Genomic DNA, 25,930 nt, shown 5'->3' on the forward strand with positions numbered 1-25,930 from the left:
CGGACGGCATCAGGAGATCCGCTCGAACTCGAGTGTCAGCGCCCGGATCGCCCGCAGCGCGCCGTCGGTCTCGGCGCGCAGGCGGGCTCCCGTCGGACCGGGGTCGGTGACGACCCCGGTGCGGGCGGCGTCCTCCACCAGTGAGCAGAGCGCGGCCAGACCGGCGGCGCCGATGTTCGCGGCCGACCCCTTCAGGCTGTGCGCGTGGTCCCGGACCGGCCCGGGATCGCCCTCGTGCAACAACCGGACCAGCTCGTCCGCCGCGAGAGGGGCCTTCGCGGCGAACGAGCGGAGCAGCCGGAGCACCAGGGCCAGTTCGGCGGGGGACGGTTTCGGCTCGACCAGATCGGCGAGCCGGGCCCGTACACCCGCCACCCGGGCCAGGTCCTCCGGCTGCGTAGCGGTCTCCATCCGCTCATAGTGCGCCCGGATGGCGATGACAAGCGGTATTTTGCGGCTATTACGCTCCCCAGCCGGCCTGGGTACCACCCGCGCGTTCGGCGGCCGCCGTCTGCGCGTACCCCGACGCTCCGAAAGCCTTGACCGGATCGCGCGGCAGCCCCCGTGCCTCCCGCCGGTCCGCGAGAGCCGACCGCACGTCGGTCTCGTAGGCGTCCATCAGCACCTGGTGCGCGCCGAGCACGTCACCCTCGCGCTGCGCGGTCGCCAGCGCCGCCTGGTCCACCTGCAGCGCCTTGGCCAGCGCCTGCTCGACGTTGAGGACCGACAGGATCTGACCGGGGATCTTCTCCTCGATGTTGTGGCACTGGTCGAGCATGAAGTTCACCCGCGACTCGGGCCGGTGCGCGTCCGCCGCCACGATCTCCGACATGATCCGGAACAGCTGGAACGGGTCGGCCGAGCCCACGATCAGGTCGTCGTCGGCGTAGTAGCGCGAGTTGAAGTCGAACGCGCCGAGCCGGCCCTGCCGCAGCAGCTGCATCACGATGAACTCGATGTTCGTTCCCGGCGCGTGGTGGCCGGTGTCCAGAACGACCGTCGCCCGCTCGCCCAGCGCCAGGCAGTGCAGCAGCGACGTGCCCCAGTCCGGGATGTCGGTGCTGTAGAAGTACGGCTCGAAGAACTTGTACTCCAGCAGGATGCGGTGGTTGTCGTCGGACGCGTCGTAGATCTCGCGCAGCGCCTCGGCCAGCCGCTCCTGACGGCCGCGCAGCGAATCCTGGCCGGCGTAGTTCAAGCCGTCCGGCAGCCAGATCTTCAGATCCGTCGAGCCGGTCTGCCGCATCACGTCCAGGCACTGCAGGTGGTGATCGATCGCCTTCCGCCGGATCGCCGGGTCCGGGTTGCACAGCGAGCCCAGCCGGTAGTCGTCGTCCTGGAAGACGTTCGAGTTGATCGCGCCGATCCGCACACCCAGCTTGTCGGCATGCGCCTTCAGGTCGCTCCAGTCGTCGACCAGGTCCCACGGGATGTGCAGCGAGACCCGGTTGGCCAGACCGGTGAGACGATTCACCTGCGCGGCGTCGGACAGCTTCTCGTACGGGTTGCGTGGCCCACCGGGACGGGTGAAGACCTTGAACCGGGTGCCCGAGTTCCCGTACGCCCAGCTCGGGACCTCGATCGTGAAGCCGTCCAGACCGTCGAGGTTCATGATGTGGTACCTCCGTACCGTCGATTGGTGAGCCCGTTCAACAGAGCGGCGAACACCAGCACCGCGCCGAGCGCGAGGAGCTGGTATTGCGAGCCCTCGTTACCGACGAAGGCCAGCAGGATGCCCGCGTTGAGCCAGACGATGAGCAGAGTGGCCAGCACGACCCCGGCCACCCGGCCGATGCCCCCGGTGATCGCCACGCCCCCGAGGACGGCGATGGTGATCGCGGGCAGCGCCATGCCGTTGCCGGAGACGCCCGCGTCCGGGCGGGCCGAGGCGAACTGCCCCACCGTCACCACGGCCACCAGGCCGGAGATCAGACCCGCGTAGACGTACGCCTTGAAACGGGTGTCCCGGACCGGCAGGCCGGCCCAGCGAGCGGCGACGTCGTTGGTGCCGATCGCATAGAGGCGCCGCCCGTACGCGGTGCGGGCCAGCAGCAGCCAGACCGCCACCACGGTGGGCAGCAGGAACGTGAAGATGCCCAGCGGAACGTTCGGGACGTACTCGCCGAACAGCGGGAGCTCCACCGACTTGCTCAGGGAGAACAGCTCCTGAATCGGCTTGGTGCTGATCGGCTGCTGGTTGTTGACGACGATCGCGAGGCTCTTGTACGCGTAGAACGTCGCGAGCGTGGCGATCAGCGCCGGGAAGCCGATGTACGAGACCAGGAAGCCGTTGATCGCACCGAGGAACGCGCCGAACCCGGCGGTGGCCACGATCGCCAGCCACAGCGGCCAGCCCCATTCGCCGTACGCGAAGCCGAACACCATGCCGGCCAGGCTCACCATCGCACCCACGGACAGGTCGATGCCGCCGCGGCCGGAGAGGATCACCAGCATCTCGGCCAGCCCCAGCATGGCCAGGGGAACGGCGCTGATCAGGCTCGCCGACATGTAGTCGAAGTCGTACGGCGCGGTCAGGTAGCCACCCGCATCGTTGATGAAGAACGTGACCACGACGACGACGATCAGTACCGCGAGCAGGGCGATCCGCTGGGTGAGGAGGATCTTCAGCCAGTCTGACCTGTTCGGCTCTTCAGTTTTCGCCGGCTTTTCGGCAACCGTGGTCATCGGGCCCTCCTCGCACGGGCACGCAGCAGGTCGGCGCCGACCGCCACGATGATGAAGATGCCGACGAACAGGTCGGACAGCTGTGAACGCCAGCCCAGCTGCGTCACTCCGGACGCCACCGACTGCACCAGGAGAGCGCCGAGCAGGGTGCCGAGGACCGAGCCGCGGCCGCCCATGATGCTCGTGCCGCCGATCACGACCGCCGCGATCACCGCCAGCTCCTTGCCCGAGCCGACCGACTGATCCAGCGTCGACGTGCCCTGAGCGATCACGAAACACGACGCCAGGCCGACGAGCACGCCGGTCAGCACGTAGGCGAGCAGGATCCGCCGCTGCACCCGGACACCCGCGAGCCGGGCCGCCTGCGCGTCCCCGCCGATCGCGAAGAAGTGCCGGCCGCCGGCGGTGTGCCGCAGATACCACCAGGCCACAGCGGTGATCAGCAGGGTGATCAGGAAGGCATGGGGGATCCCGAGGGTACGGCCGTCCGGCCCCCGCCCGAAGAACGCCAGCGTCCCGGGGATGCCGTTGACCGTGCCGGAGCCGAAGATCCGCAGGCCGAGGAACATGAACAGGTTCGCCGTACCGAACGTAATGATGATGGCGTGGACCCGGCCGTAGGCGATGAGCACGCCGTTGACCAGACCCAGCAGCGCACCCGCCGCGATCGACAGCAGCACCGCCACGCCGAGGCTCACGCCGTCCGCGCCGACCAGCGCCTTCGCGGTCAGCACCGAGCACACCATGATCGCGCCGCCGACCGAGACGTCGATGCCGCCCGTGATGATCACGATGGTCATGGCCACGCCGACCAGCGCCACCGGGGCGGTCGCCACCAGCAGCGGCTGGATCGAGCCGGCCGTCAGGAACGCCGGGGTGCTGACCGCGAGCGCCGCCCACAGCACCACGATCACGCCGACCAGCACGATCTCCTGCCCGGTGACCGGGCTCGGCAGCACCCGCCGCTTGATCTTCGCCTCCGTGACCGCGGTCATTCCCTGCCTCCCGCGGGTGTCGCCCTGCTCGGCCCGCTGTCTTCCGCGGGTGTCGTCTTGTTGGGCCCGCTGTCTTCCGCGGGTGTCGTCTTGTTGGGCCCGCTGTCTTCCGGGGGCGTTGTCTTGTTGGGCCCGCTGTCTTCCGCGGGCGTTGTCTTGTTGGGCCCGCTGTCTTCCGCGGGTGTCGTCTTGTTGGGCCCGCTGCTTTTCGTGGTCGTCGTCTTGTTGGGCCCGCTGTCTTCCGCGGGCGTCGCCTTGTTCGTCTCGCTGCCGCCCGCGGCTGCTGCCAGCAGGTCCACCTGGCTGGCGTCGGGGCCGAACTCGTCGGTCGTCGTGCCGCCGCGCACCACCTGGATGCGGTCGGCGATACGCAGCGCCTCCGGCAGGTCCGAGGTGACGACCAGGACGGCGGTGCCCTCCTCGGCCAGTTCGGTGATCAGGCGGTGGATCTCCTCCTTGGCACCGACGTCGACACCCTGCGTCGGCTCGGCCAGCACCAGCACCTTCGGCCGCTCCACGAGCTGCCGGGCCAGCACGACCTTCTGCGCGTTGCCACCGGACATCGCGCTGATCGCCTGCCGCTCGTGCGGTGTCTTCACCGCGAGCCGCTCGATCAACTTGAGTGCCAGGGCCTTCTCCCGAGCGCGGTCGACCCACACGCCGAACCTCGACAACAACCGCAGATGACCCGCGGAGATGTTGAACGCGATCGACTGGAAGCCGAACATTCCCTCGACCTTGCGGTTGGCCGGCAACAACGCGATACCGAGCCGCTGTGCATGCTCGGGACTCCTGATGTTGACTTGACTTGAGTTGATCAATATTTGTCCATGTGTACTGCGATCAATGCCGTAAACACATGCCGCGATCTCGGAGACGCCACTGCCGACGAGTCCGTACAGCGCGACGATCTCGCCGGCCTTGACGCTCACGTCGACGTCACGGAACCTGCCGTCCCGGCTGAGGCCCTTGAGCTCCAGCACCGCCGGCCCGTTCGGCACCTCGCGATGCGGACGCGTGTCCGACAGCTCCTCTCCCACCATCAGGTGGGCGATCTGCCGCACGCTCAGATCCTCGATGGGGTACGTGCCGATAGTCCGCCCGTCACGCATGACCGTGACCTCGTCGGCGATCCGGAACAGCTCGTCCAGCCGGTGCGAGATGTAGATGACCGCGACACCGGCCGCGGTGAGCCGCCGGACCACGTCGAAGAGCACCTCGATCTCGGCGTCGGTCAGGATCGCCGACGGCTCGTCGAGGATCAGCACCTTCGCGTCCGCGGCCAGAGCCTTCGCGATCGACACCTGCTGCTGCTCGGCCACCGACAGGGTGCCCACCTCGGCAGTCGTGTACCGCTCCGGCAGGCCGAGCAGCTCCAGCAGCTCGACCACCTTCGCGTTCTGCGCCGCCCAGTCGACCCGCCCGGCCCTCTTCAGCTCACGGCCGAGGAAGATGTTCTCCGCGACCGTCAGCTCCGGGAACAGCTGCGGCTCCTGATAGACGGTGGCGATGCCGAGCGCGATCGCCGTCGTGGTGGCGCCGAGCTTGACGGGCTCACCCTCGAACTCGATCTCGCCGGTGTCGGCGACCTCGGCCCCCGCCACGATCTTGATCATCGTGGACTTGCCGGCGCCGTTCTCCCCGACCAGGGCGTGGACCTTGCCCGCCCGTACCGTGAAATCGGCGTGCTGGATGGCCCGGACCGCGCCGAACCGCTTCGCAATAGCGGTAAGGCGCAGTCTCGGGGTTTCGATCTCGTCGGTCATCAGTAGTTGAACTGGTCGACGTTCTGGTCGGTGATCGCCAGCGCCGGGCCGAGGAGCAGCATCTTGTTCGCCTCGGTGTAGGTCACCGCCGACAGCTCGCTCGACACGCTGTTCGTTGCCGCGAACGGCTTGCCCTGCGCGATCTGGGCGCCCGCCCACGCCGTCAGGTAGCCGAGGCTCTCCACGTCCCAGAGGATCGCGGCCGTCGACGACTTGTCCTGCAGGTACGGCTTCATCGCCTGCGGCGTGCCCAGGCCGACCGTGAACACCTTGCCGATCTTGCCGGCGTCCTTGACCGCCTGCGCCACACCCGGCGCGGACGAGGTGCACTCGCCGACCAGGCCGGTCAGGTCCGGGTGCGCGTTCATCAGGTCGGTCGCCATCTGCGTGGCCTTCGCCTGGTCCTCACCGGCGTAGACGATGTCGACGATCTCCGCCTCCGGGTACTTCTCCTTGGTGTACGTCTTCTGGACCTCGATCCAGGAGTTGAGGTTCTCCGCGGTCTGGCCGCAGGAGACGATCGCGTACTTGCCCTTGCCGCCCATCGCCTTCAGCAGCGAGTCGGTCAGGCCCTCGCCGATGCCCTGCGCGGTGGCCTGGTTGACGAACACCTCCCGCACACTCGACGGGGCGTCGGTGTCGGCGGTCGCCACGTGGATGCCGGCGTCCTTCGCCTGCTGCAGCAGCGGCGCCATGCTGTCCGGGTCGTTCGGGGCGACGATCAGAGCGTCGACCTTCTGCTGGATGTACGACCGGACGATGTCGGCCTGCGCGGCGGCGTCGGCCTGGGTCGGACCCTGGTAGAGCCACTCGACGTTGCCGAGCGCGGCGGCCGCCTCCTTGCCGCCGGCGTTCATCGCCTCGAAGTAGGGAACACCCTGCAGCTTCGGGACGAAAGCCACCTTGTAGGTCTTCTTGCCCGCGTCACCGGTGGCGGCGGTGTCGGTGTCGTTCTTCTTGGTGCAGCCGGTCAAAGCTATGGCGGCCGTCGTGGCCATGACGACGGCAGCGGTAAACCGAGGACGCATGACGCCTCCTGATAAAGGGTTCTTGAAACGTTCTAGCTGAGGTGTGAGTCACGTTACGAGGCTGTTAGGGCACGGTCAAGAGTTGATTCCCAGGGTGCCCGTGATTTCTTCGCGGGGCAGGCCATTCACTCCAGGACTCATCCTGATACGTTTCAAGATGCGTCGTGGTCGGCCGGTTTCGTACTCCTACGATGCTGTCGCCCGATCCCGCCCCCACCCCGGCCGACCCGCAATCGGGCGGTGACGGTCCCGGCGGTCGTGCGGTGCCGGGTCCCCTATGGACCTTCCGGGGTTGAGGTCCGCCCAGACCCGCCTCGACCATGCCGGTGGGCGGCCGGGAGCCACGGGGGACCGCCGAGGTCCGGGCGACTGCCTCGGTTAGGGCCGCGGGTCAGTCGGGACCTCGGTTGGGCCGCGGGTCCGACGAGTTGCGGGTCCTGACACTGGAAACGTTCAGCGACCTTCGGAGTCGGAGTCGGGCCAGAGCCGGAGTCGGGCCAGAGTCGGAGCTGTGGCCGGAGTGCGGGACCGGGCCAGAGGCGGGTCGGGCCCGGAGTGCGTGGCCGGGCCAGAGTCGAAGTCGAATTCGGGGCCGGGCCGGGCCGGGCCGGAACCGTGGCCGTGGCCAAAGCCGGAGCCGGAGCCGGAGCCGGAGCCGTGGCCAGGGCCGGAGTGCGGGCCGGGCCGAAGTTGAAGTCGGCGCCGCGCCCAGAGCCGGAGCCGGAGTTGTGGCGGGGTCCTGAGTGCGGGACCGGGCCAGTGGCGTAGTCGGGGCCGGAGTGCGGGCCGGGCCGAAGTTGAAGTCGGCGCCGCGCCCAGAGCCGGAGCCGGAGTTGTGGCGGGGGCCTGAGTGCGGGACCGGGCCAGTGGCGTAGTCGGGGCGAGAGTGCGTGGCGGGGCCCCTGTGGTCATTACCGAGGGGCCGTTGCACCCATTGTCGAGGTCGGGTGCGCGCGCGGCCGTTCGATGGGCGGAAACCGAACCCTGTCCTCGTTATGGGGACAGCGGTGCCCGGGGTGCCCGGGGTGCCCGGCGGTGCCGGGCGGTGCTCGGCGGTGCGCGGTGGCGGAGTGGCGGCGGATTCTGTCGAGGGTCGGATGGCAGCGGGCCCCGCCGGTCGGTGGCGGGGCCCGATGTCGATCGTGTCGGCTGTGGTCAGCGGCGTCGTCTGATCATCACGGCGACCGCTGCCGCGACCGCCAGGGTGGCAGCGGCGAAGGCGTAGCGTTTCCGGTTCTCGGACGGGCTGTGTGGCATGTCGGCGCTGGTCGAGTGGGTGCGGCCGCGCAGCGTACCGATGGCCTCGGAAGCCCTGTGCGGAAGTGTGCTGATCGCGGCACCCGCCCGTCCGGCGGCCTCGGCCGCCGCCTCGACCAGATGAACCCTGGTCTCGGCCGAGCCCTGGCCGTCGTGGGCGGGTGATCCGGGCCGCGGGCCGCCCGCCGTCGCCGAACCGGCATGGGCCGAATCGGCGTCCTGCGAGCCCTTTCCGCGGATCGCGGCGGTCGCGGCTTCCGCCTTGGCCGCAACCGTGCCGGCCGCTTCGCCCACCCTGTTCTTCGTCTGGGCGGCGGCGTCGGTCATCTGCGCCTTCTTTTCCGCAGCCGCTTGGGTGAGTTGAGACTTCACCTCCGCGGCGGCTTCCGTCAGTTGCGTTTTCTTCTCGGCGGCGGCCTCGGTTAGTTGCGTTTTCTTCTCCGCGGCGGCTTCCGTCAGTTGCGTCTTCTTCTCGGCGGCAGCGTCCTTGACCCGGCTGGGCACGTCGATTTTGGCAACCAACGCGGCAGCGGTTTCGCCCATTTCGGCTCGGGTCTGCTCGATCTCCGCCCGCAGCGCCTCCGCCTTTTCCGCAGCATCGCCTCGGCCGTTGCGGGCCTGTTCCGCCGCGGCATGCACGTCGTGGGCCGAACGGGCTGAGGACCCGTCCGCCTCGCGTTCGGTGGGGCTGCCCTTGGCGAGGGTGCCGGTGGGGCCGTCCTTGGCGAGGGTCCCGGTGGGGCCGCTCTTGGCGAGGGTGCTGGCGGGCGTTTCAGCCCCGAACGGTTGTGGTGCGGTGCTGATGTCGTCGGGCGGTTGGTGGGAGCTGCGGGTTCCGGCCGCGCCGGGTCCGTTGTGGGTGCTGGCGGCGGCATCTGGTGAGGCGCTGCGGACATGGGCGGTCTGGCGCGGTCCAGCGCCGGCTACGTCCGCCCTCCGTTCGGTGCCGGTTCCGCTGGTGGATGCCGAATTTCCGCTGCTGGACACCTGCGTTCCGCTAGTGGATGTCGACGGCGGTCGGTTCGTGGGAGGGGCGGACTGCATCGAAGTCTGAGCCTGGCCGGTACCGATCCCGGTCTCGCTGGTCTTCCGCCCGGTCATGCCTGCCTCTCCCTGAGCGCCGCTCGCGTGCAGCGATTCGTCGCCGGTTCCCATCTGGTGTCCGGCGTCGTCCTCGGGTCGGATATCGCCCCATTCGCCGGCTGTCGCCTGGGCTCCTACCTCCGTCGGGGAGACCTCGGCGTCGCCTTGTTCCGGCTTGACGGTTCCGCTCGGACCGGTTCCGCTCGGACCGGGTCGGCTCACGGGGGTCGTCCGGCTGGTGGGAGAGGGCTGCCCTCCATTCTCGCTCCGGCCGTGCCCTGCTGCGGTCGTTGATCCTGTGGCGTTGGATCGCGCGGTGCCGGATCCTGTGCCGCTGACTCCCGTGCCGCCGGATCGTGCTGGCACACCGGATGTCGAGACGCCGGCCCGCGTGGTTTCGGAAGACATCTCTGCCGCCGGACGATCAGTGCCTCCGGACGGTGCCGGGGGCTCAGCGCCGGCCCGCGTGGTTTCGGAAGACATCCCTGTCGCCGGACGATCGGTGCCTCCGGACGGCGCCGCAGCGCCGGGCTTTGGCACCGATGCCCGGCCCGTCGCCCGACCTGAGCCCCTGGCATCCGGGGCCGCCGTGACGCTGGCGCTGCCCGAGCCATGCGACGGTCCAGGCGCCGGCGTCGGGCTCGCGGCCATCCCCGCACCCGGGTGCGATTCGGTGCCCCGCCCGGAGCCTTCGGCGGCGCCGGTGTGGGCTTCGATGTTCTTGTTTCCTTGGCGGTGTGTGAAGGGGTGCCGGACGCCATGGTGATCGGCGTGGGCTTCGGCGTTCCCTGTTCCTTGGCGGTGTCTGAAGGAGTGCCCGACGCCATGGTCGCGGGTGTGGGCTTTGGTGTTCCCGGTTCCTTGGCGGTGTTGGGAGGGGCGCCCGATGCCAGGGTGGCCGGTGTGGGCTTCGGTGTTCCCGGGTCCCTGGCGGTGTCCGATGCCATGGTGGCCGGTGTGGGTGTCGGCGCCCCGGGGCTCCCTGAGGATGACCCCGCTCCCACCGGAGCTGACGGGGTCTGCCCGCCCGATGACGTGGTCGTCACGGTGCTGCGCGAGCCCGGCCCGGGCGTCACCGTGCTGTGTGTGGTCGCACCGGACCGGTTGCCGGTGGCCGAACCGCCTCCGATGGCGGAATGCGTGGTCCCGGCAGCCTGGGAGTCCGGTGATCTCCCGGCATGGCCGGTACCGGAGCCCGTCGGGCCGGCGGAGTCACCCGTCGACGCGGTTTTCGGCGACGGCCTGGCGGAGGCCGGCTGCGCGGCCCTTGATGAAGCGGCTTCCGGCGTGGCCCGCGCCGCGCTGGACGGTGTAGTCGCGGCCGGCCGCCCCACCTGGGTGGAGGCTGCCGACGACGACTCGATAGAGGCCGCCGACGACGGCTTGGCAGGGGCTGCCGGAGGCGACGGCTTGGCAGGGGCTGCCGGAGGCGACGGCTTGGCAGGGGTGGACGGCGGCGACGGCTTGGGAGAGCTCGGCTGCGCCGTGCCGGTCGGGCCCGCTTGCGGCGTGGCACCAGTGGCCGACTGCCCGTCGGCCGGGCCCCGGTTCGGCGCGGGTGGGCCGGGTTTCGGACGGTTGCGGCCCGGCGCTGGTCGGCGGGCCTCGGGGCGGCTGCGGTTGGGGGTGCTCATGAGCGTGTCCCACGCCGGGCCGCGGTCATGAACTCGTTCATGTCACGGCGGCCGCTGGCGATCGCGGCTTCCGGAGTCGGCGGTACGGCCTGCTGCACCTCGCGCTTTCCGGCGATCGCGGCGATCCCCGCTCCGGCGAACAGCACCACCGCCACGATGAGGGCGGCCGCCCATACCGGCATGACCAGCGACAGGGCCGCTCCGGCGGTGACCAGCAGCGCGCCGACGCCGTACAGTGCGATCACCCCGGCGCCCCCGAGCAGGCCCGCACCCTTGCCGGCTTTCTTGCCCTTCTCGGTCATCTCGATGCGAGCCAGTGCGAGTTCGTCACGGACCAGAGTGGTCACCTGCTCGCTGAGCAGGCTGACGAGTTCCGCGGTCGATTGATCGGCTCGTGCGTCTGTGTGGGTCATCATCCCTCCGTCCTGCACGGTTGTGCCTCCAGACGTACCCACACCAATCCTGACTAATCGCCCGCCGCATGCGCCGCTGAATCCGTCAAGTGCTGGTCATCGCGCCTGACCGGGAAAGGGAATGCCCGTTATGCGGCTTGGTGCAGGTGGGGGTTCGCTTGATGCGTGCGTCGGGCGGGTATAACGGTGCCCATGCCTGATGCGCCCGTGCTGCTCGCCGGACGGTACCGGCTGGGCGCGAGCCTGGGCCGCGGTGGAATGGGGCAGGTGTTCCTGGCCCGCGACGAGACGCTCGAGCGCGACGTCGCGATCAAGGAGATCGACCAGCCGCTCGGCGCCGACGGCGGGGCCTCGGCGCGGCGCACGCTCCGGGAGGCGCGGGCGGCGGCACGGATCAACCACCCCAACGTCATTCAGGTGTACGACGTACTCCAGCTCGCCGACCGCACCTGGATCGTCATGGAGTACGTGCCGAGCCGGTCGCTCCGGGAGGAGATCGCCGAACAGGGGCGGCTCGACCCGTACCGGGTGGCCCGTATCGGTCTTGAGCTTCTCGGCGCCCTCCGCACCGCCCACCGTCTCGGGGTCGAGCACCGTGACGTGAAGCCCGCGAACGTGCTGCTCGCCGACGACGGCCGGGTGCTGCTCACCGATTTCGGCATCGCGGCCGTCGACGACGACGGGGTGATCAGCCGTTCCGACGTCCTCGTCGGGTCGCCGCAGTTCATGGCGCCGGAACGGGCTCAGGGCGCCCCGAGCGGCCCGGAGGCGGACCTGTGGTCGCTCGGCGCCACGCTGTACGCCGCGATCGAAGGCCGCTCCCCCTACCACCGGGGCTCGACGATGGCGACCCTGGCGGCGCTCGCCACCGAGGAACCGGACCCGCCCACACATGCCGGCGTGCTGCGGCCCCTGCTCGAGGGCCTGCTCGACAAGGATCCCGCCACCCGGATGACCGCCGAGGACGCCGAGAGCGCCGCACGTGCCGTCCTCACCGACCTGTCCTCGTCCGGTGAGCCACCGGCGACGAAGCCCTCCGGTCTGGCCGGGTTCGCCGCCAGCCTCCCCGGGGTGTTCCGGATTCCCCGTCCTCGCTCCTCCGGCGACCGGTCCACCGGCAGCGGCAGCCGCTCCAAAGGCACGAGCGACACGCCCGCTGCCAGCGCCGATGTAGCTTCCGGCCGAGCCTCGGTCTCCGACGCGAGAGCGAACCTGAAGGCGGAGCAGGAGGCAGAGGCGGCGAAGGCTGAGGCAGCGAAGGCTGAGGCAGCCAAGGTCGAAGTCTCGAAGCTAGAGGCCGCGAAGGTAGAGGCCGCGAAGGCTGAGGCAGCTAAGGCTGAGGCAGCTAAGGCTGAGGCAGCTAAGGCTGAGGCGGCGAAGGCTGAGGCAGCCAAGGTCGAAGTCTCGAAGCTAGAGGCCGCGAAGGTAGAGGCGGCCAAGGTAGAGGCCGCGAAAGTCGAGGCCGCGAAAGTCGAGGCCGCCAAGGTCGAGGCCGCGGAGGCGGAGACGGAGGCCGCGGAGGCGGAGACGGAGCGGCAAAGTGACGGTGCCGCCGCGGCACCGGGCGCGGCAGCGGCCGGCGTCGGCGAGGTAGCAGGTGACGACTCGCTCCCGGCCGCTGTCGGGGAGGGCACGAGCCCAGCCGCCGTGCCGGTGTCGCCGGGAGAGACGAAGGCCGGCGTGGACGCGGTGGCCGAGCCGTCCGCGGTGACGCCTGAGCCGGAGGCCGCACCGGGCACCGGGACGGCGTCGGGCGTGAAACCGGAGGTCTCCGCCGCGGACGGCGAGCCGGCGGCTTCGGCAGGTGCCGCCTCCGCAGCGGCTCTCGAAACGGAAGATGCGCGGGGCGACGAACGGGACACCGCTGCAGACGCCGAGCCGGAGCGTCACCCCGCGGCCGGGCCGGAGCGTCACCCCGCGGCAGGGCCGGAGCGTCACCCCGCGGCCGAACCGGAGCCTCACCCTGCGGCCGAAACGGATGTCCGACGGGACGACGAGTCGGCGGTGGTCGCACTGGAGGCGGAGCCGCCGCTGTCGGACACCAGGGTCGAGACGGCGTCGCCGGCGGTCGGCCGTGGACGGGTCGAGCCGGGCGTGACCGGAAAGGATCACCGCAAGCGTCGGTTGATCGTGCTGGTGGCGGCACTGGCCGTGGTTCTTCTGGCGGGGGTGGCCTGGGCGTTCACCGGTCGCACAGGTGGCCCCGAGGCGCAACCGACATCGTCGGCCGCGGCGCCGACGGCGACCGGCACGACCGGGGCGACGTCACCGGCCCCGTCTCCTCCGGCGGATGCGGCGCAGGCCCCGGTGCCGCCCAGCCCGACTCCGGAGGAGAGTGAGAGTGGCGACGGCCGGCCCCAGCTTCCGGCCGGGTGGGTCCAATACGAGGACCAGACCGGATTCTCGCTGTACGTTCCGGCGGGCTGGAAGCGGTCGAAAGAGGGCACGATGGTCTACTTCCGTGGCGACGGGAAGATCCTCGGCATCGACCAGACCGACCAGCCGAAGTCGAACCCGGTGAAGGACTGGCGCACCCAGGCGGACAACCGGGTCTCGGCCGGAGACTTTCCGCAGTACGACGAGGTGCACATCAAGGATGTCGACTACTTCCTGAAGGCTGCCGACTGGGAGTTCACGTTCATGCGCGACGGTGTCCGGCGGCACGTCAACAACCGTGGCACGGTGGTCTCCAAGAACAGGGCCTACGGCATCTACTGGCAGACCCCGGACTCCGAGTGGTCCGAGTCGCGCGACGACCTGCAGTTGGTCTTCGACAGTTTCGTCCCGGCCAAGAGCTGACACGCTCAGTGGTCGAGCAGGAGACTATCGCTGGCCACCGGAAACGGGACCGCGCGGGTCAGCGGCGCGCCACACTCCTCGTCACGCGCGTCGGAGGCAAGAGGGCTGGGCGCGTCGGATGCCGAGCAGGCTGTTGCCCTTGATGGAGATCTGGAAGGGCTCTTCGAGGGTCAGTGTCTCGTCGCCCTCGGCCACCGCGTAGGTCGCGTAGCCGTTGGCTCCCAGTCGGAAGAGGTGCAAGGCTGCCGATTCGTACCTGGTCATCTCGGGTTCGATCAGCAGGTACCACTCGATCTGCGCGGCGGCGTAGAGCTGTTTCTTCAAGACGCGATCCGTCGTGGTGTTGCTCGGTGATGCGATCTCGCATGCGAGTAGCACGTCGGAACCTTCGACAACCGTCACGACCCGCGGACCTAGGGCGATGACGAGGTCCGGCCTCATGATCGTGCCGGCCGACAGGCGAACGTTCATGTCGGTGAGGATCCACAGCTCAGCTGCATCGGCGGCGGGTAGGAGGCCGGCCGACAGCCGAACGCTGATCTGTTGATGCGGTGCGTCAGGTCCAGGGGCTCACCCACAGGCTCCCGTCGAGCAGCTCGATTCGGTAGTTCGTCGCATCGAGCGCGAGGAACTCCTCCTCGGTCCAGGGGCCCGAGTGGTCCTCGAGGGAGACCTTCGTCATGGGCAGAGTGTCGCATGCGCTCATGCCACATATGGTCGTACACCAACTAGGCGCTAGTCAAGTCAGCCAGGGTCAACGGGGGATGGACTGGACCGCGGCCCGGGCGGCGGTGACCAGACGCTCGGCGACCTCGGTGTGGCCGATGGCGATCAGCCCCACCGTCACCCGCAGGTGGGGCGCCGCGGCCGGGCCGACCGTGAACGCGGTGCCGGCCGCCGCCCCGATCCCGGCGCTGGCCAGGCTCAGCAGGGCCGCCTGTTCGTCGGCGACCGGCAGCCACAGGTTGAGGCCCTCGCCCGGCGGCAGCACGATCCCGGCCGACGCCAGGCCCGTCGTGATCAACCGGCGGCGGCGGGCGTACTCGTCGCGGGCGGCGGCCACCGCGGCGATCGACGTGGGGGCGGTCAGCAGGGTGAGCAGCAGGTGCTGCAGGAGCCGGCTGGTCCAGCCCTGGCCGAGCAGCCGCCGCTCCAGGATCGGGTCGAGGACCGTGGCCGGGCCGCTGATCGCGGCCAGCCGCAGGTCGGGGCCGTGCGACTTGGAGAAGCTGCGCACATGGAGGGTCTGCCGGGGGATGTGGGTGCCCACTGACAGCGGCGCCCCGGAGGACAACTCGCCGGCCGAGTCGTCCTCCACCACGTACACCTGCGGGGTCTTGCCGAGGACCGCGGCGAGGGAGGCGGCCCGCGACGGTGACCACGACGCGCCGGTGGGGTTGAGCGCGCGCGGCTGGAGGAAGACCGCGGCCGGCCGCCGAGTGAGAGCGGCGGCGAGCCGCTCGGGGATCATGCCGTGCGCGTCGGTGCCGACTCCGACGACCCGGACGCCGAGCGTGTCGAGCAGGTCGAGCAGGGGCGGGAAGCACGGGTTCTCGACCAGGGCGAGGTCGCCGAGGCGCAGCAGGGCGGTGGCGACGTGGTCGACCGCGTCCATCGCCCCGTCGAAGATCGCCAGGCGTTCCGGAGGGTACGGCCACCGCTCCCGTAGCAGCGCCCCGAGGGCGGGCAGCACCGGCTCGTCGAGGTAGCTGCTCGGCGCCGGGGACAGCCCGTGCAGGTCGGGTAACGGTGGAAGCAGCGCCGGATCGGGGACTCCGGTGGAAAGATCCAGCCCGAAACCCGAAGTCTGCCGCAGCGCTGCCCGATAACGACCAGGACCGCCCGCGCCCGGGGTGGCGACGACGGTGCCCCGCCGCCCGTCGGTGCGGATGGTGCCGGCCCGGCGCAGGAGCTGCCACGCCGAGTTGACGGTGCTGGGGGAGAGCTGCAGCTCGGTGGCGACCGAGCGCACCGGCGGCAGTTTGAGACCGCCGGCCAGGGCGCCGTCGCCGACCGCGCGGCTGACCGCTTCGGCCAGGCCGCGGGCGCTGGCGTCGGACAGTCGTTCCATGACGGCCTGGTAAAACATTATGTGACAGTACAATCAAGTCATTGTTCGGTCTAGGGTCGTCACATAATCTCGGAGCATGAATCACATCGCGCACTGGATCGGCGGCGCCGAGACCGCCGGCACCTCGGGCCGTGTCGGCCCGGTCTTCAACCCCGCTACCGGCGAGCAGATCGCCGCTGTCGATCTCGCCAGCGGGAAAGAGGTCGACGCGGCGGTCAAGACGGCGAAGGAGGCGGCCCGGGCCTGGCGGGAGGCGTCGCTGTCGAAGCGTTCGGCGGTCCTGTTCAAGTTCCGTGAGCTGCTCGCCTCGCGCACCGGCGAGCTGTCCGCGATCGTCACCCGCGAGCACGGCAAGGTGCTCGCCGACGCGGCCGGCGAGGTGGCCCGCGGCCTGGAGAACGTGGAGTTCGCCACCGGCATCCCGCACCTGATGAAGGGCAACTTCTCGGAGCAGGCCGCCACCGGCGTCGACGTCTACTCGATCCGCCAGCCGCTCGGTGTGGTCGCCGGCATCACCCCGTTCAACTTCCCGGCGATGGTCCCGTTGTGGATGTGCGCGACCGCGATCGCCTCGGGCAACGCGTTCGTGCTCAAGCCCAGCGAGAAGGACCCGTCGGCCGCGCTCTGGCTGGCGAGGCTGTGGAAGGAGGCGGGCCTGCCGGACGGTGTGTTCACCGTCGTCAACGGTGACAAGGAGGCGGTCGACGCGATCCTCGTCCATCCGGACATCGCGGCGGTCAGCTTCGTCGGCTCGACCCCGATCGCCAAGTACATCTACGAGACCGGCACCTCCCACGGCAAGCGCGTGCAGGCCCTCGGCGGCGCGAAGAACCACATGATCGTGCTGCCCGACGCGGAGCTCGACGCGGCCGCCGACGCGGCGATCAGCGCGGGTTACGGCGCGGCCGGCGAGCGCTGCATGGCGATCTCCGTGGTGGTCGCGGTCGGCGAGATCGCCGACCCGCTGGTCGAGGCGATCGCCGCGCGACTCCCCAAGATCAAGATTGGCGATGGTGCGGACCCCGCCTCCGAGATGGGCCCGCTGATCAGTGCCCAGCACCGCGACAAGGTGGCCGGCTACATCGAGACCGGTGTCACGGAGGGCGCCACGGTGGTGGCCGACGGCCGCGCCGACGACCTGCCGAAGGACGGCTTCTTCCTGGGCGCCACCCTGCTCGACAACGTCACCCCGTCGATGACCGTCTACACCGACGAGATCTTCGGCCCGGTGCTGAGCGTCGTCCGCGTGGACACCTACGCCGAGGCGCTGCAGCTGGTCAACGACAACGAGTACGGCAACGGCACCGCCATCTTCACCCGCGACGGCGGCGCGGCCCGGCAGTTCCAGTTCGACGTCAACGCGGGCATGGTCGGCGTGAACGTGCCGATCCCGGTGCCGGTCGCCTACTACTCGTTCGGTGGCTGGAAGGCGTCGCTGTTCGGCGACACCCACATGTACGGCCCGGACGGCATCCACTTCTTCACCCGCAGCAAGGTCGTCACGTCCCGCTGGCCCGACCCGGGAACCTCGGCGATCGACCTCGGCTTCCCGCAGACTCGTTGAGGATCGACTAGTGAGCACTGAATCGCAGGTGCGCGCCGACGACCGCGCGCACGTCTTCCACTCCTGGTCCGCGCAGGGCCTGATCGACCCGCTGCCCATCGAGAAGGCGCTCGGCAGCCATTTCTGGGACTACACCGGCAAGAAGTACCTGGACTTCTCGTCGCAGCTCGTCAACATCAACATCGGGCACCAGCATCCGCGCCTGATCGCCGCGATCCAGGAGCAGGCCGGGAAGCTGGCCACCATCCAGCCGGCCTTCGCCAACGACAAGCGCGGCGAGGCGGCCCGGATGATCGCCGAGATCGCCCCGGCCCACCTGAACAAGGTGTTCTTCACCAACGGCGGCGCCGAGGCGAACGAGAACGCGATCCGGATGGCCCGCCTGCACACGGGCCGGCACAAGGTGCTGTCGACCTATCGCAGCTACCACGGGTCGACCGCCACGGCGATCACGGCGACCGGCGACCCGCGGCGCTGGCCGAACGAGCCGGTCGCGGTCGGGGTCGTCCATTTCTGGGGCCCCTATCCCTATCGGTCACCCTTCCATTCCCAGGACGAGCAGGAGGAGAGCCGGCGGGCGCTGCAGCATCTGCGCGACACGATCGTCTTCGAGGGTCCGGCCACGATCGCGGCGATCCTGCTGGAGACCGTGGTCGGCACCAACGGCATCCTGGTCCCGCCGCCCGGTTACCTGGCGGGCGTGCGGGAGATCTGCGACGAGTTCGGCATCGTGTTCATCGCCGACGAGGTGATGGCGGGCTTCGGCCGGTGCGGCGAGTGGTTCGCGGTCGATCGCTGGGGCGTGGCCCCCGACCTGATCACGTTCGCTAAGGGCGTCAACTCCGGCTACCTGCCGCTGGGTGGGGTGGTGATCTCCGACGAGATCGCCGAGACGTTCCGCGAGCGCCCGTTCCCGGGCGGCCTCACCTACTCCGGGCACCCGCTGGCCTGCGCGTCGGCGGTCGCCAGCATGCAGATCTTCAAGGAGGAGGGAATCGTCGAGCACGCCCGCGCGCTCGGCGACGACATCATCGGGCCCCATTTAAAAGAGATGTCGGAAAAGCACCCCAGCGTCGGCGAGGTTCGCGGCCTGGGCGTGTTCTGGGCGATCGAGCTGGTCACCGATCGGGACACCAGGGCGCCTTTGGTACCGTTCAACGCCGCCGGTGCCACGGCCGCGCCGATGAACGCGGTCGCCGCCGCCTGCAAGGAACGGGGCCTGTGGCCGTTCGTTCACTTCAACCGGCTGCACGTGGTCCCGCCGTGCACGATCACGGCTGAGGAGTTGCGTACGGGCCTCGCGATCATCGACGAGGCACTGACCGTCGCCGACGGCTATTACGCCGCCTGAAACACCGGATTGCGTAGCTGAAACGGGGTCGGATCTTCTGATTCCGTTTCGGTTTTGGAAATTACTTCGGATTCCCTTGCTAGCTCGCTCACCGGTGTGACAAGGTCCCTCCAGTCCGGGTGAGATCGCCCTAGACGGAAGGCCAAATCCCTGTGAGCACACCTGTTCCCGTGCTGCGCAACTTCGTCGCCGGGGCCTACACCGGCACCGAGGACGGCGTCACGTCACCGGTGATCGATCCCAGCACCGGGGAGACGTACGCACAGGCGCCGGTCTCCTCGGCGCGGGACGTCGAGAAGGCGGTGGCGGCCGCCGCGGAGGGCTTCGAGATCTGGCGGGACAGCACCCCCGCCGAGCGCCAGCGGGCGCTGCTGCGCATCGCCGACGCGATCGAGGCGCGCGCCGACGAGATCATCGCGGCCGAGGTGCGCAACACCGGCAAGCCGGTCGAGGCGACCCGCGTCGAGGAGATGGGCCCGATCCTCGACGAGCTGCGGTTCTTCGCCGGCGCCGCGCGCATCCTGGAGGGCAAGGCCGCCGGGGAGTACCTGCGGGACCACACCTCGTTCGTACGCCGTGAGCCGATCGGCGTCTGCGCACAGATCACCCCGTGGAACTATCCGATGGTGATGGGTGTGTGGAAGTTCGCTCCCGCCATCGCGGCCGGCAACTCGGTGGTGCTCAAACCATCGGACACGACCCCTGTCAGCTCACTGTTGCTGGCGGAGATCGCGGGCGAGTTCCTGCCGCCGGGCGTGCTCAACGTGGTCTGCGGTGACCGGGACACCGGCCGTTCCCTGGTCACGCACCCGACCCCGCAGTTCGTGTCGATCACCGGCTCGACCCGCGCCGGGATGGAGGTCGCCGCGGCCGCCGCGCCCGACCTCAAGCGCGTGCACCTGGAGCTGGGTGGCAAGGCCCCGGTCGTGGTCTTCGACGACGTCGACATCGCCGCCACGGCCGCCGCGGTCGCCGGCGCCGGGTATTTCAACGCCGGGCAGGACTGCACCGCCGCCACCCGCGTGCTGGTGCACGAGCGCATCGCCGCCGACTTCACCGCGGCGCTGGCCGAGGCGGCCCGCGCCACGAAGGTCGGCGCGCCCAGCGACCCGGACGCCTTCTTCGGCCCGGTCAACAACGTGAACCAGCTGGACCGGGTCACCGGCTTCCTGAACCGCACCCCCGACCACGCCGAGGTCGTCACCGGCGGCCACCGCGTCGGCGACCGCGGCTACTTCTTCGCGCCGACCGTCGTGGCCGGCCTGCGGCAGCGGGACGAGATGATCCAGGACGAGATCTTCGGCCCGGTCGTCACGGTGCAGAGCTTCACCGACGAGGACCAGGCGGTGCGGTGGGCCAACGACGTGCGGTTCGGCCTGAGCGCCAGCGTCTGGACGCAGAACCACGGCCGGGCCATGCGGATGTCCCGCCGACTGGACTTCGGCGCGGTCTGGATCAACACGCACCTACCCTTCGTGTCCGAGATGCCGCACGGCGGATACGGTCACTCCGGTTACGGCAAGGATCTGTCGATGTACGGGTTCGAGGAATACACCCGTATCAAGCACGTGATGAGCTTCAATGACACCCCCGCCCAGAGGTGATAGATGACCACTCCTCCCTCCACGCCGGTCCCCACACCGGCGATCGAGTTCGCCGGCGTGCGCAAGGACTACCTGTCGCACGGTGAGGCGGTGCCCGCCGTCAAGAGCCTGGACCTGGCGATCGGACAGGGGGAGTTCTTCTCACTGCTCGGGCCGTCCGGCTGCGGCAAGACCACCACCATGCGGATGATCGCGGGCTTCGAGGACCCCACGGCCGGCAAGGTCTTCCTGGACGGCAAGGACGTGACCGGCGTCGCGCCGAACAAGCGTGACGTCAACATGGTCTTCCAGTCCTACGCGCTCTTCCCGCACCTGACCGTGCAGCAGAACGTCGCGTTCGGGCTCGAGCGCAAGAAGGTCGACAGGAGCGAGGTCAGGCGCCGGGTCGGCGAGATGCTCGAGATCGTCTCGCTCACCGGCATGGAGAAGCGGCAGCCCAAGGAGATGTCGGGCGGCCAGCAGCAGCGGGTCGCGCTGGCCCGGGCACTGGTCAACCACCCGCGGGCGCTGCTGCTCGACGAGCCGCTCGGCGCGCTCGACCTCAAGCTGCGCCAGCAGATGCAGATCGAGCTCAAGCGCATCCAGCGTGAGGTCGGCATCACCTTCGTCTACGTCACCCACGATCAGGGCGAGGCGCTCACCATGAGCGACCGGATCGCGGTGATGAACAGCGGCCTGATCGAGCAGCTCGGCTCGCCGCGCGACATCTACGAGCGCCCGTCCACCCGGTTCGTGGCCGGCTTCATCGGCACCTCCAACATCATCGACGGCACGGTCAGCTGGTCCGACCAGGGCTACGCGGTCCTCGACAAGGGCCCCGGCGAGCGCGTCGTGGTGCCGGTTCCGGCCGGCGTCGCCGTGGGCCGCGGCATCGAGGTCTCGGTCCGCCCGGAGAAGATCGACCTGCACCGGACGATTCCGAGCAATGTCAACGGGAGCCTTCTCTCCGGCACCGTCACCGAGGTCGTCTATCACGGGACCTCGACGAATTACACAGTGGCGACCACCGCTGGAACGGACTTCGTGGTGTTCGATCAGAATGCTCACGATGCAGAGGACGTCGCGTCTCGTGGCGAGCGCGTCTTCCTCACCTGGGCCCCCCAGCACTCGTACCCGATCGGAGTCTGATGTTCCCCACCGATAAGCCGAGCCCCTCCCTCCTGCGAGGCATGACGCAGTCGCGGCTCGGTCGCCGTGACGCGCTGCGCCTCGGTGGATTGTCGGCGATGGGCGCTTTCCTCGCCGCGTGTGGCGTGGAGGGCAAGGGCAAGCCGCAGGCCAGTATTGCGCCTGACGCCGTCGCGAAGTTCTGGTCCGGCAAGACCCAGTCCGGCAAGCTCAACTTCGCCAACTGGCCGCTCTACATGGACCCGAAGAAGCCGGAGCTCAAGAAGTTCACTCAGAAGACCGGCATCCAGGTGACCTACGACGAGGTCATCCAGGAGATGGGCCCCTGGTTCGCCAAGGTCCAGCCGCAGCTGTCGGCCGGGCAGTCGATCGGCTACGACCTGATGGTCATCACCAACTCGGTCCAGTTCGGCCAGTTCCGTGACTCCGGCTTCCTCGCTCCGCTCGACCACGCGAAGCTGCCGAACTACGCCGCCAACGCGGCCAAGTCGTACGCCACCTCCTCGTACGACCCGGGCAATGTCTTCAGCATCCCGTACGCGTCCGGCATCACCGGTATCGCCTACGACCCGTCGAAGATCAAAGAGCCGATCACCAGCCTCGCCGACCTGTGGAACCCGAAGTACAAGGGCAAGGTCGGCATGTTCAAGGACCTCCAGGAACTGGCCAACTTCGGCCTGCTCGCGGCCGGCCTCGACCCGTCCAAGTCGGACGAGACCTCGTGGAGGCAGGCGGCGGCCAAGCTCAAGGAGCAGAAGGACGGCGACATCGTCCGCAACTACTACGACCAGAGCTACGTCGACGCGCTCGGCAAGGGCGAGGTCTGGATCACCCAGGCCTGGTCCGGGGACATCTTCCAGAAGAACGTCTCCGACGGCACGAACTTCAAGTTCGTGATCCCGTCCGAGGGCGGCACCATCTGGACCGACAACATGGCCATCCCGATCACCGCCGAGAACCCGGTCGACGCGATCACGCTGATGGACTACCTCTACGAGCTGGAGAACGCCACCACGCTCGCCGAGTACATCAACTACGTGTGCCCGGTGCCCGGCGCCCAGGCCCAGATGAAGAAGCACGCTGCCGCCGCGTCCGGCGAGGACAAGGACTTCCTGCTCTCGGTGGCCGACAGCCCGCTCGTCTTCCCGGGCGACGCCGAGTACAAGCGGCTGCACTACTACGTCAACTTCAACACCGCCGAGGAGAAGAACGACTTCGAGCGGGTGTTCCAGCCGATCGTGCTCGGGTAATCGCATGGACCGGGTGAAACGTACACTCGCGCCCTATCTGCTCGTCCTGCCCGGCGGGCTGTGGCTCCTGCTGTTCTTCGCGGTGCCGATGGTCACCATGCTGTCGCTGTCGCTGCAGGAGGGCGACATCGTCAACGGCTTCGTGTTCACCGGCCACTGGCAGAACTACACGGAGTCGCTGGCGGACTATCAGACCCAGCTGATCCGCTCGCTGGTGTACGGCGCCGTCACGTCGATCGTGCTGATCGTGATGGCGTTCCCGGTCGCCTACTGGATCGCCTTCTACGGGGGCAGACGGAAGTCGACGTACCTGTTCCTGATCATGCTGCCGTTCTTCGTGTCGTTCGTGCTGCGCACCATCTCGTGGCGGATGCTGCTCACCGACGACGGGGTGCTGCTGCACCCGCTGAAGGCCGCCGGGATCCTCCCCGACAGCTTCAACGTGCTCGGCACCTCCGGCGCGGTCATCGCCGGGCTGGTGTACAGCTTCCTGCCGTTCATGGTGCTGCCGATCTACGTGGCGCTGGAGCGCATCGACCCGCGCGTGGTCGAGGCGGCCCGGGACCTGTACGCCTCCCCGATGACCTCGTTCCGCAAGGTGATCTTCCCGTTGGCGCTGCCGGGCGTCTTCGCCGGCGTGCTGATGACCTTCGTGCCGGCCAGCTCCGACTACGTCAACTCGGAGCTGCTCGGCAGTTCGGAGACGACCATGATCGGCCAGGTCATCCAGGCCAAGTACCTGTCCAACTCCGACTACCCGTCCGCGTCGGCGCTGTCGTTCACACTGATGGCGGTGCTGCTGATCGGTGTCTTCGCCTACGCCCGGGCACTGGGCACGGAGGACGTGATGAAGGTGGCGGCGCGATGACCGGCCGTGGGGGACGCCTGCTGCACGTCTACACGTGGGTGCTGATCGGCTGGCTGATCCTGCCGATCTCGGTGATGATCCTGTTCGGGTTCAACAACCCGAGCGGGCGGTACAACCAGACCTGGCAGGGCTTCACGTTCAAGTGGTACAAGGACGTGTTCGCGCTGGAGGCGCTCACCGACGCGCTGGTGACGTCGCTGCTCGTCGCGGTGCTGACCGCACTGATCGCCGGGGCGCTCGGCACCGGCATCGGGTATGCGCTGGGCCGCTTCCGGTTCAGGGGGGCGGGCTCCCTCAACCTGCTGATGTTCGCCGCGATCTCCTCACCCGAGCTGGTGATGGGCTCGTCGCTGCTCAGCCTGTTCGTGTCGATGGGCGTCTCGCTGGGGACGGTGACCATCACGATCGCCCACGTGATGTTCTCGGTCTCGTTCGTCGCCATCGTGGTCCGGGCCCGGGTGATGACCCTGGACCGGTCCCTGGAGGAGGCGGCCGCCGACCTGGGCGCGACCGGGTGGTCCACCTTCTGGAAGGTGATCTTCCCGATCATCCTGCCGGCCGTCATGTCCGGTGTGATGCTCGCCTTCGCGCTCTCCATCGACGACTTCGTGATCACCAACTTCACCGCGGGAACCACCGAGACGTTCCCGCTGTGGATCTGGGGTGCGACCCGTGTCGGCCTGCCGCCGCAGGTCAACGTGATGGGGACGATGATCTTCGCGGCCGGCGTGCTGTTCGCGGTGATCTCCAACCTCCGCTCGCGGTCGAAGCGGAAGGTCGCCGCTGCGGCCTGAGAGACCCGATGTGTGCGGTCCGGCGCGGTCAGCGCCGGGCCGCATTCCATTCCCGGCGTCGCCGTCGCTGACGCAGCAGTGATCGTACGAACAACGCTGCCACCAGCCGGTCCGAGTCGTCCTCCAGCGGCACGATCCTCACCATCGGGACATTGTAAAACCTGCGGAAATAGTGGCTGACTGTCTTGTGCGCGACGGAATCCGTGGGCAGTATCGGATCAACATCCTGAACTAGTGGGAGAGATACCCGTGACAGACCGATCCCCCGCTGACGTGGACGCACTGTCCAACACCGCCCGAGACCACCTCTGGATGCACTTCACCCGGCTGTCGGCCTACCAGAGCGCCCCGGTTCCGGTGATCACCCGCGGTGACGGCTGCTATGTCTGGGACTCCGCCGGCCGCCGCTACCTGGACGGTCTCTCCGCCCTGTTCGTGGTGCAGACCGGGCACGGCCGGCAGGAGCTGGCCGACGCCGCCGCCAAGCAGGCGGCCGAGCTGGCCTACTTCCCGATCTGGTCCTACGCCCACCCGAAGGCGATCGAGCTGGCCAAGCGTCTCGCCGACCTGGCACCCGGCGACCTGAACCGGGTCTTCTTCACCACCGGCGGCTCGGAGGCCGTCGAGTCGGCGTGGAAACTGGCCCGCTCGTACTTCAAGCGGGTCGGCAAGCCCCTCAAGACCAAGGTCATCTCCCGGGCCGTCGCCTACCACGGCAGCTCGATGGGCGCCCTGTCGATCACCGGCATCCCGCCGTTCAAGCAGGACTTCGAGCCGCTCGTCCCGTCGACGATGCGCGTGCCGAACACCAACTACTACCGCCGCCCCGACGAGAGCATGACGCCCGAGCAGTTCGGGATCTGGGCCGCCGACCGGATCGCCGAGCAGATCGAGTTCGAGGGCCCGGACACGATCGCCGCCGTCTACCTCGAGCCGGTGCAGAACGCCGGCGGCTGCTTCCCGCCGCCGCCCGGCTACTTCCAGCGGGTCCGCGAGATCTGCGACCAGTACGACGTGCTGCTCGTCTCCGACGAGGTGATCTGCGCGTTCGGCCGCCTCGGTGAGTACTTCGGCGCCGACCGGTACGGCTACCAGCCCGACATCATCACCGTCGCCAAGGGCCTGACCTCCGGGTACGTCCCGCTCGGCGCGATGATCGCCTCGGACCGCCTGGCCGAGCCGTTCCTCACCGGCACCAACTGGTTCGCGCACGGCATCACCTACGGTGGCCACCCGGTCGGCGCGGCGGTCGCGCTGGCCAACCTGGACATCATGGAGCGTGAGGGCCTCAACCAGCACGTCCGCGAGAACAGCCCGGTCTTCCGGTCGTACCTGGAGAGGCTGCTCGACCTGCCGATCGTCGGTGACGTCCGCGGCGACGGCTACTTCTTCGGCATCGAGATGGTCAAGGACAAGACCACCAAGGAGACGTTCGACGCCGACGAGTCCGAGCGCCTGCTCCGCGGCTTCCTCTCGCAGGCCCTGTTCGAGGCCGGTCTCTACTGCCGCGCCGACGACCGCGGTGACCCGGTGATCCAGCTGGCGCCGCCGCTGACCGCGACCGAGACCCAGTTCGCCGAGATCGAGCAGATCCTGCGGGCGGTCCTCACCGAGGCCCACAACCGCCTCTGACGCCGCTG

General features: G+C 69.2%; 21 protein-coding genes. 10 read left to right on the forward strand and 11 right to left on the reverse strand.

Annotation, left to right across the window (positions count from 1 at the left end; translation table 11 throughout):
• Positions 1-9: 9 nt before the first annotated feature.
• From ACQPZW_RS14450 to ACQPZW_RS14480, 7 genes are all read right to left on the reverse strand, one after another.
• Positions 10-411: an Hpt domain-containing protein gene (locus ACQPZW_RS14450; protein ID WP_433795378.1), complete on the reverse strand. Its 402-nt coding sequence runs from the start codon at positions 409-411 to the stop codon at positions 10-12.
• 49 nt (positions 412-460) lie between these two features.
• Entirely contained in the window at positions 461-1,612 is a 1,152-nt protein-coding gene (gene rhaI, locus ACQPZW_RS14455) for an L-rhamnose isomerase (protein ID WP_433795379.1), read from the reverse strand.
• Positions 1,609-2,685: an ABC transporter permease gene (locus tag ACQPZW_RS14460; RefSeq protein ID WP_433795380.1), complete on the reverse strand. Its 1,077-nt coding sequence runs from the start codon at positions 2,683-2,685 to the stop codon at positions 1,609-1,611. The genes rhaI and ACQPZW_RS14460 overlap by 4 nt, the downstream gene beginning before the upstream one ends.
• Complete coding sequence (locus ACQPZW_RS14465; RefSeq protein WP_433795381.1) at positions 2,682-3,680, reverse strand: ABC transporter permease; 999 nt, start codon at positions 3,678-3,680, stop codon at positions 2,682-2,684. Before ACQPZW_RS14465 ends, ACQPZW_RS14460 begins: the two co-directional genes overlap by 4 nt.
• Positions 3,677-5,446 carry an ATP-binding cassette domain-containing protein gene (locus ACQPZW_RS14470; RefSeq protein ID WP_433795382.1) on the reverse strand — a complete coding sequence of 590 codons (1,770 nt, stop codon included), beginning with the start codon at positions 5,444-5,446 and terminating at the stop codon, positions 3,677-3,679. Before ACQPZW_RS14470 ends, ACQPZW_RS14465 begins: the two co-directional genes overlap by 4 nt.
• The gene (locus tag ACQPZW_RS14475) at positions 5,446-6,474 is read right to left on the reverse strand and encodes an autoinducer 2 ABC transporter substrate-binding protein (protein ID WP_433795383.1); all 1,029 of its coding nucleotides are present in this window, start codon (positions 6,472-6,474) and stop codon (positions 5,446-5,448) included. Before ACQPZW_RS14475 ends, ACQPZW_RS14470 begins: the two co-directional genes overlap by 1 nt.
• A gap of 1,155 nt (positions 6,475-7,629) precedes the next feature.
• Positions 7,630-8,886 carry a DUF3618 domain-containing protein gene (locus ACQPZW_RS14480; RefSeq protein WP_433795384.1) on the reverse strand — a complete coding sequence of 419 codons (1,257 nt, stop codon included), beginning with the start codon at positions 8,884-8,886 and terminating at the stop codon, positions 7,630-7,632.
• Positions 8,887-9,519: 633 nt separating this feature from the next.
• Between ACQPZW_RS14480 and ACQPZW_RS14485 the strand changes: the two genes are divergently transcribed.
• Complete coding sequence (locus tag ACQPZW_RS14485; protein WP_433795385.1) at positions 9,520-10,479, forward strand: hypothetical protein; 960 nt, start codon at positions 9,520-9,522, stop codon at positions 10,477-10,479.
• On the opposite strand, the gene ACQPZW_RS14490 is transcribed toward ACQPZW_RS14485, so the two are convergent.
• Complete coding sequence (locus ACQPZW_RS14490) at positions 10,445-10,879, reverse strand: phage holin family protein (RefSeq protein ID WP_433795386.1); 435 nt, start codon at positions 10,877-10,879, stop codon at positions 10,445-10,447. The two genes, ACQPZW_RS14485 and ACQPZW_RS14490, sit on opposite strands and share 35 nt — an antisense overlap.
• Positions 10,880-11,053: 174 nt before the next feature.
• Here ACQPZW_RS14490 and ACQPZW_RS14495 point away from each other — a divergent pair, with 174 nt between their 5' ends.
• Positions 11,054-13,660, forward strand: coding sequence for a protein kinase domain-containing protein (locus tag ACQPZW_RS14495; RefSeq protein WP_433795387.1), 2,607 nt, complete (start codon positions 11,054-11,056; stop codon positions 13,658-13,660).
• A gap of 81 nt (positions 13,661-13,741) precedes the next feature.
• Here ACQPZW_RS14495 and ACQPZW_RS14500 read toward each other — a convergent pair whose 3' ends face one another.
• The 3 genes from ACQPZW_RS14500 to ACQPZW_RS14510 form a co-directional block, all read right to left on the reverse strand.
• Positions 13,742-14,200, reverse strand: a complete 459-nt coding sequence (locus ACQPZW_RS14500) for a Uma2 family endonuclease (RefSeq protein ID WP_433797537.1) — start codon at positions 14,198-14,200, stop codon at positions 13,742-13,744.
• Between the two features lie 16 nt (positions 14,201-14,216).
• Positions 14,217-14,342: a hypothetical protein gene (locus ACQPZW_RS14505; RefSeq protein ID WP_433795388.1), complete on the reverse strand. Its 126-nt coding sequence runs from the start codon at positions 14,340-14,342 to the stop codon at positions 14,217-14,219.
• 72 nt (positions 14,343-14,414) lie between these two features.
• On the reverse strand, positions 14,415-15,731 hold the full coding sequence (locus ACQPZW_RS14510) for an aminotransferase class I/II-fold pyridoxal phosphate-dependent enzyme (RefSeq protein ID WP_433795389.1): 1,317 nt from the start codon (positions 15,729-15,731) through the stop codon (positions 14,415-14,417).
• A 76-nt stretch (positions 15,732-15,807) separates the two neighbouring features.
• Between ACQPZW_RS14510 and ACQPZW_RS14515 the strand changes: the two genes are divergently transcribed.
• The 8 genes from ACQPZW_RS14515 (at position 15,808) to ACQPZW_RS14550 (ending at position 25,922) form a co-directional block, all read left to right on the forward strand.
• Complete coding sequence (locus ACQPZW_RS14515; protein WP_433795390.1) at positions 15,808-17,295, forward strand: CoA-acylating methylmalonate-semialdehyde dehydrogenase; 1,488 nt, start codon at positions 15,808-15,810, stop codon at positions 17,293-17,295.
• A 10-nt stretch (positions 17,296-17,305) separates the two neighbouring features.
• On the forward strand, positions 17,306-18,646 hold the full coding sequence (locus ACQPZW_RS14520) for an aspartate aminotransferase family protein (RefSeq protein ID WP_433795391.1): 1,341 nt from the start codon (positions 17,306-17,308) through the stop codon (positions 18,644-18,646).
• A 152-nt stretch (positions 18,647-18,798) separates the two neighbouring features.
• Positions 18,799-20,250, forward strand: coding sequence for a gamma-aminobutyraldehyde dehydrogenase (locus ACQPZW_RS14525; protein WP_433795392.1), 1,452 nt, complete (start codon positions 18,799-18,801; stop codon positions 20,248-20,250).
• 3 nt (positions 20,251-20,253) lie between these two features.
• The gene (locus ACQPZW_RS14530; RefSeq protein WP_433795393.1) at positions 20,254-21,378 is read left to right on the forward strand and encodes an ABC transporter ATP-binding protein; all 1,125 of its coding nucleotides are present in this window, start codon (positions 20,254-20,256) and stop codon (positions 21,376-21,378) included.
• Positions 21,379-21,419: 41 nt separating this feature from the next.
• Complete coding sequence (locus tag ACQPZW_RS14535; protein ID WP_433795394.1) at positions 21,420-22,628, forward strand: polyamine ABC transporter substrate-binding protein; 1,209 nt, start codon at positions 21,420-21,422, stop codon at positions 22,626-22,628.
• Between the two features lie 4 nt (positions 22,629-22,632).
• Positions 22,633-23,496 carry an ABC transporter permease gene (locus tag ACQPZW_RS14540; protein ID WP_433795395.1) on the forward strand — a complete coding sequence of 288 codons (864 nt, stop codon included), beginning with the start codon at positions 22,633-22,635 and terminating at the stop codon, positions 23,494-23,496.
• Positions 23,493-24,290, forward strand: coding sequence for an ABC transporter permease (locus ACQPZW_RS14545; protein ID WP_433795396.1), 798 nt, complete (start codon positions 23,493-23,495; stop codon positions 24,288-24,290). The genes ACQPZW_RS14540 and ACQPZW_RS14545 overlap by 4 nt, the downstream gene beginning before the upstream one ends.
• Before the next feature lie 312 nt (positions 24,291-24,602).
• A complete protein-coding gene (locus tag ACQPZW_RS14550; protein WP_433797538.1) occupies positions 24,603-25,922 on the forward strand; it encodes an aspartate aminotransferase family protein in 1,320 nt (439 codons plus the stop codon).
• Positions 25,923-25,930 lie beyond the last annotated feature (8 nt).

This window comes from Actinoplanes sp. CA-252034 (genome assembly GCF_050956125.1).
In the GTDB taxonomy this organism is placed as follows: domain Bacteria; phylum Actinomycetota; class Actinomycetes; order Mycobacteriales; family Micromonosporaceae; genus Actinoplanes.